Here is a 4,866-nt window from a genome sequence, read left to right on the forward strand (position 1 = left end):
TCGTTGTCGAGGACGGGGCAACTGATGGCGCCGGGGATGCGGTCTTCGGCGAATTCGGCCGGGCTGCGGGCGTCGATGAACTCGTCAAATTCGGAGAGCTGTGCTACGGTCGCGAGGCCTTTTTTCATGCGTTGTCGCGGCATTCGGCGTGCGCCGGTGGCCGGTTTTTCCCTTCAGGATGTCATGGATCAGATCAGACTTACGCAATTCTCCCACGGCGGCGGATGCGGCTGCAAAATCGCGCCGTCCGTGCTCTCGAAACTGCTCGCGCACGCGCCCGCGGGGATCATTCCGCCGGACCTGCTGGTCGGCACCGAAACGGCTGACGACGCGGCCGTGTATCGCCTCAATGATCGCCAGGCGATTGTCGCGACGACTGACTTCTTCACGCCGATCGTCGACGATCCCTTCGATTTCGGACGCATCGCGGCGACGAACGCGCTGTCGGACGTCTACGCGATGGGCGGGCGTCCGATCATGGCGCTTGCGCTGGTCGGCATGCCGATCGACAAGCTGCCGCCGGAAGTGATTGGACGCATCCTCGAAGGGGGCGCGTCGGTTTGTCGGGACGCGGGCATTCCCATTGCAGGCGGTCATTCGATCGACGTGCTGGAGCCGATCTACGGCCTCGTAGGGCTGGGTGTCGTCGATCCGGCGCAGGTGAAGACCAACGCGGGTGCGCAGGCGGACGACGTGCTGATCCTGACCAAGCCGCTCGGCGTCGGCATCCTGTCGGCCGGCCTGAAGAAAGGCGTGCTGGCGCCTGAGGGCTATGCCGAGATGATCCGATGGACCACGTTGCTCAATCGCGTCGGCGCGAGTCTCGCGGGCGTGAGTGGCGTGCATGCTGTCACGGACGTTACCGGATTCGGTCTTGCGGGGCACTTGCTCGAAATCTGCCGTGGCTCGCATCTCGGGGCGCAGGTTTCGTTCGACGCGTTGCCGAAGATTGATGCGGCCGTCGAGCTCGTGCAAGACGGTGTCGCAACCGGTGCGTCGACTCGCAATTGGGCGAGCTATGGTGACGACATCCGGCTGACGGCCGATGCGCCGGAATGGCAGCGCAAGCTCATCACTGACCCTCAAACCAGCGGCGGTCTCTTGATCGCGTGTGCCGAGGATTGCGTCGAAGCCGTGCTGGCTGCCGTGCGCGAGGAACAAGGCAATGAAGCGGCGGTGATCGGTCGCATGGTCGCCGGGGAATCGGTGCTGCAGGTCGCGTGACGCTGGATCAGTGCCTGATCAGCGAGGTGAGCTGTTTCCAGAGCGTCTCGACGATCAGGGGCTGGGCTTCGGCCGTCGGGTGAATCCCGTCGGACTGGAAGAGTTCGCGCCTGTCGGCAAATCCGTCCAGCAGGAAGGGTACGAGGGGGACCTTGTATTGGTCGGCGAGGTCCGCGTAGGCCTGTTGGAATCGGCGTGTGTAGGCCGGGCCGTAGTTCGGCGGCAGCCGCATCCCGACCAGGAGTACACGGGCACCCTGGCGGCGGGCGAGTTCGATCATCGCGGCCAGGTTTTCCTCCATCAGGTCCGGCTTGAGTCCCCGCAGGCCGTCGTTCGCGCCGAGTTCGAGGATGAGGTAATCGGGCTTGTTGCGTTCGAGCGCGGCGGGCAGGCGGGAGCGTCCGCCCGCCGTGGTTTCGCCGCTCACGCTCCCGTTGACGACGGAATGATGGAACCCTTCGCGCTCCAGGCGCGTCTGCAACAAGGTGGGCCAGTCCTGCTTCGGTTGCAGGCCGTAGCCGGCCGACAGGCTGTCACCCCACACGAGAATCGTCGCCGCATCAACGCGAGCACATGTCACCAACGCAAAGAAGATGAATACGATGGATCGCAGCGGCATTGAGTTCTCCATTCCGGTCATTGAGGTCGCGGGGCTCGCGAAGCGCGTGGATCTGGGGGCGGGGCAGGGGACGCTTGAGATTCTGAAGGATGTTTCGTTCGCCGTGGAGCGCGGCGCATCGGTTGCGATCGTCGGTGCGTCGGGGTCCGGGAAATCCACGCTGTTGGGATTGCTCGCGGGCCTGGATGTTCCGAGCGAAGGCAGCGTGCGCATACGCGGCACCGATATCTTTTCCCTCGACGAGGACGCACGCGCGGCCTTGCGTGGAGAGGCGATCGGATTCGTCTTCCAGTCCTTTCAGCTGCTGCCGGCGCTGACCGCACTGGAAAACGTGATGCTGCCGCTGGAACTTGCCGGAAACCGCAATGCGCCGGCGATCGCCCGCCAGTGGCTGGAGCGCGTCGGCCTCGGGGAGCGGCTGCGGCATTACCCGCGCCAGCTGTCGGGCGGCGAACAGCAGCGGGTGGCCCTTGCCCGGGCTTTCGCGCCTAACCCGCAGGTGTTGCTCGCCGATGAGCCGACAGGGAACCTGGATGCGGTGACGGGCGAGAACATCATCGAGCTGATGTTTTCGCTCAATCGCGAGGCGGGCACGACGCTGATCCTCGTCACCCACGACGAGTCGCTTGCGGCACGCTGCAGCCATGTCCTCCACATGCGCGCTGGGCGGATCAGCGGGGCGGCGGAGCACGCCTGAAGCGTGTCAGGCGGCGCTGATCCGGATCGTGCGCAACACGCGGCTTGCCGTATCGACGCCGGATCGCACCGCCGATTCCAGCGTCGCAGGGTACTCCGATTCCAGGTAGTCGCCGGCGAGCCACAGGCCCGCGACGGGCGTTTGTGGGCCGGGCCGCATCAGTCCCGGACGGCAGGCGAAGGTCGCCCGCCTTTCGGTGATCACCTGCGACCATTCGGGGCTCGGCAGGCGTACGTCGAGTTCCTGTTCCAACTGACGGTGGATGGCGAGAAGCAACTCCTCGCGGCTCATTCCTTCGTGAGGGCCGTGGGCGCTGATCACACAGGCGAGGAGTCCCGGCTGCCCGCCGAGCTGGCCCCGGTCGAAAGCCCATTGGGCCGGTCCGCGCGTGAGCCCGATCATCGGAAAGGGCAGATGGCAGGTGGGACCTAGCGCAAGATAGACGGTCGTGATCGGTTCATTCGGCAGCCCCTCGATCATCGTGGCGAGCCGATCGCAGTCGCCGACCGTGCGCAGCAGTCCTCCCGCGTGGTGCGGTGCAGTTGCGAGCACCACCTGGTCGTAGATCTGGCGCGGCGACGGGTCGCCTTCGAGTCGGAAGCCTTCGTCGACGCGTTGGATGGCCTCGACCGGCGTGCCCGTCCGCAGCTTGCCTCGGCGCACGGCCAGGAAGCGGGCCGCCGGCACGGGGAAGAGTTCCGAGAGGTCGACGCGGGGAATCAGCAGTTCGCTGGCCGCAGCGCCCGCCGCCAAGCTATCGCGCAGCACGTTGGCGAAGATCTGAGCGGAGGCCTCGCCGACCGGCGTATTCAGCGCGGCCACACACAGCGGCTCCCAGATCAGCTTGACGAGGTGCGGGGTCTGGCGCGTCTCGCGCATCAGGCCCGCGACGGTGAGATCGGGCGCGACGCGGAATGCGCGCTTCTTAAGCGACCGCATCAGGCGGAGCATCGCAAGGCGATCCGACCATTGCAGGCCCTTGGCGCTGATGACTCCGAACGCTAGGTGAAACGGCGCGGGCAGTCGCGCGGCTTGCAGGTGCAGTGCCCCGGGCGTGTGCAGCGTGAGCGGCAGGTGTGCGAGCTGCTTCGGCGATCCGCCGGTCAGTCTTAGCAGGCGCAGCAACTCGGAATAGGCGCCAAGCAGGATGTGCTGGCCGTTGTCGACGCGCCACCCATCCTTGTTGACGACGCGCGCCCGCCCGCCGAGCGTGTGCGAACGGTCGAAGACCGTGACCTGGACGCGCCGCCGCGCCAGCTCGACCGCGCAGGCGAGCCCGGCGTATCCCGCGCCGATCACCGCAACGTGCTGACTCACACGATTCCCCCTCGCAGCACGGTCGTGAGCCTCAAGCCCGCAGCCAGGTCGACCCGGCGAGCCACAGCTTGCGGATCGGGGTCAGCGAAGTACGGCGGTCGAGCACGAGGAAGCCGTCGCGTTCGATTTCGCGCAGCAGCGTGCGATAGATCGCGGCCATCACGAGGCCCGGTCTCTGACTCTTGCGATCGCCCCGCGGCAGGTGCGCGAAAGCCTGATCGTAGTACTGTTCGGCGCGCTGGGCCTGGAAACGCATGAGTTCGACGAAGTTGTCGTCGTGGCGCGCGTCCATGATCTGTTTGGCCGGGACGTTGAAGCGTTGCAGATCCTCGATCGGCAGGTAGATGCGGCCGCGCCGCGCGTCCTCGCCGACGTCGCGGATGATGTTCGTGAGCTGGAAGGCCATCCCGAGATCGTGTGCGTACTTCAGCGTCTGCCGATCCTCGTAGCCGAAGATTTCCGCCGCGAGCAGTCCGACGACGCTCGCCACTCGATAACAATAGAGTTGCAGTCCCTTGAAGTCGAGGTAACGGGTCTGCGTGAGATCCATTTCCATGCCGTCGATGATTTCGAGCAGCTGCTCCTTCGGCAGGTTGAAACGTCCGATGACGTCCTTCAATGCCAGGCCGACCGGGTGCGTCGGCTGCCCGCCGTAGGTGAGGGCGATCTCCTTGCGCCACCATTCGAGCTTCGTCTGTGCGACCTGCACGTCGTGGCATTCGTCGACGACATCGTCGACCTCGCGGCACAGGGCATAGAGCGCGACGATCGCCTGCCGCCGCTCGGGCGGAAGGAAGAGGAAGCTGTAGTAGAAGCTCGAGCCGCTCTTGGCAGCCTTGTCCTGGCAGTAGTCGTGGGGATTCATCGGATACCTTTGTAATTCAGCGCGCGCCACACGAGTCGCGGCCAGTCGGATTTTGTCAGAGTCGGGCGCCGCCGGAAAACGTCGAAACGCACCGCCTCGATGCGTTCGAGGATGCGCAGGCCGCCGAGCACGACGAGGCGCAGT

At 65.7% G+C, this 4,866-nt stretch carries 6 protein-coding genes and 1 pseudogene; 2 read left to right on the forward strand and 5 right to left on the reverse strand.

Annotation, left to right across the window (positions count from 1 at the left end; translation table 11 throughout):
• Positions 1 to 128 (reverse strand): rhodanese-like domain-containing protein (locus tag VJ673_RS24570; protein WP_324128823.1); only part of this gene is annotated, 128 nt, incomplete at its 3' end.
• A gap of 55 nt (positions 129 to 183) precedes the next feature.
• Between VJ673_RS24570 and selD the strand changes: the two genes are divergently transcribed.
• Positions 184 to 1,224, forward strand: a complete 1,041-nt coding sequence (selD, locus tag VJ673_RS24575) for a selenide, water dikinase SelD (RefSeq protein ID WP_324128819.1) — start codon at positions 184 to 186, stop codon at positions 1,222 to 1,224.
• 7 nt (positions 1,225 to 1,231) lie between these two features.
• On the opposite strand, the gene VJ673_RS24580 is transcribed toward selD, so the two are convergent.
• Positions 1,232 to 1,843, reverse strand: coding sequence for an arylesterase (locus VJ673_RS24580; protein WP_324128820.1), 612 nt, complete (start codon positions 1,841 to 1,843; stop codon positions 1,232 to 1,234).
• Between VJ673_RS24580 and VJ673_RS24585 the strand changes: the two genes are divergently transcribed.
• Positions 1,827 to 2,540 (forward strand): ABC transporter ATP-binding protein, encoded by a 714-nt coding sequence (locus VJ673_RS24585; protein WP_324128821.1) that lies wholly within the window; start codon positions 1,827 to 1,829, stop codon positions 2,538 to 2,540. The two genes, VJ673_RS24580 and VJ673_RS24585, sit on opposite strands and share 17 nt — an antisense overlap.
• Before the next feature lie 6 nt (positions 2,541 to 2,546).
• On the opposite strand, the gene hpnE is transcribed toward VJ673_RS24585, so the two are convergent.
• The 3 genes and pseudogenes from hpnE to VJ673_RS24600 all read right to left on the reverse strand — a co-directional run.
• On the reverse strand, positions 2,547 to 3,857 hold the full coding sequence (hpnE, locus tag VJ673_RS24590) for a hydroxysqualene dehydroxylase HpnE (protein WP_324128822.1): 1,311 nt from the start codon (positions 3,855 to 3,857) through the stop codon (positions 2,547 to 2,549).
• Positions 3,858 to 3,888: 31 nt separating this feature from the next.
• A complete protein-coding gene (gene hpnD, locus VJ673_RS24595) occupies positions 3,889 to 4,722 on the reverse strand; it encodes a presqualene diphosphate synthase HpnD (RefSeq protein WP_015435837.1) in 834 nt (277 codons plus the stop codon).
• Positions 4,719 to 4,866: pseudogene (locus VJ673_RS24600) on the reverse strand (squalene synthase HpnC); the annotation flags it as partial. The pseudogene VJ673_RS24600 and the gene hpnD, both read right to left, overlap by 4 nt.

This window comes from Aromatoleum sp. (genome assembly GCF_035254505.1).
GTDB lineage: Bacteria > Pseudomonadota > Gammaproteobacteria > Burkholderiales > Rhodocyclaceae > Aromatoleum.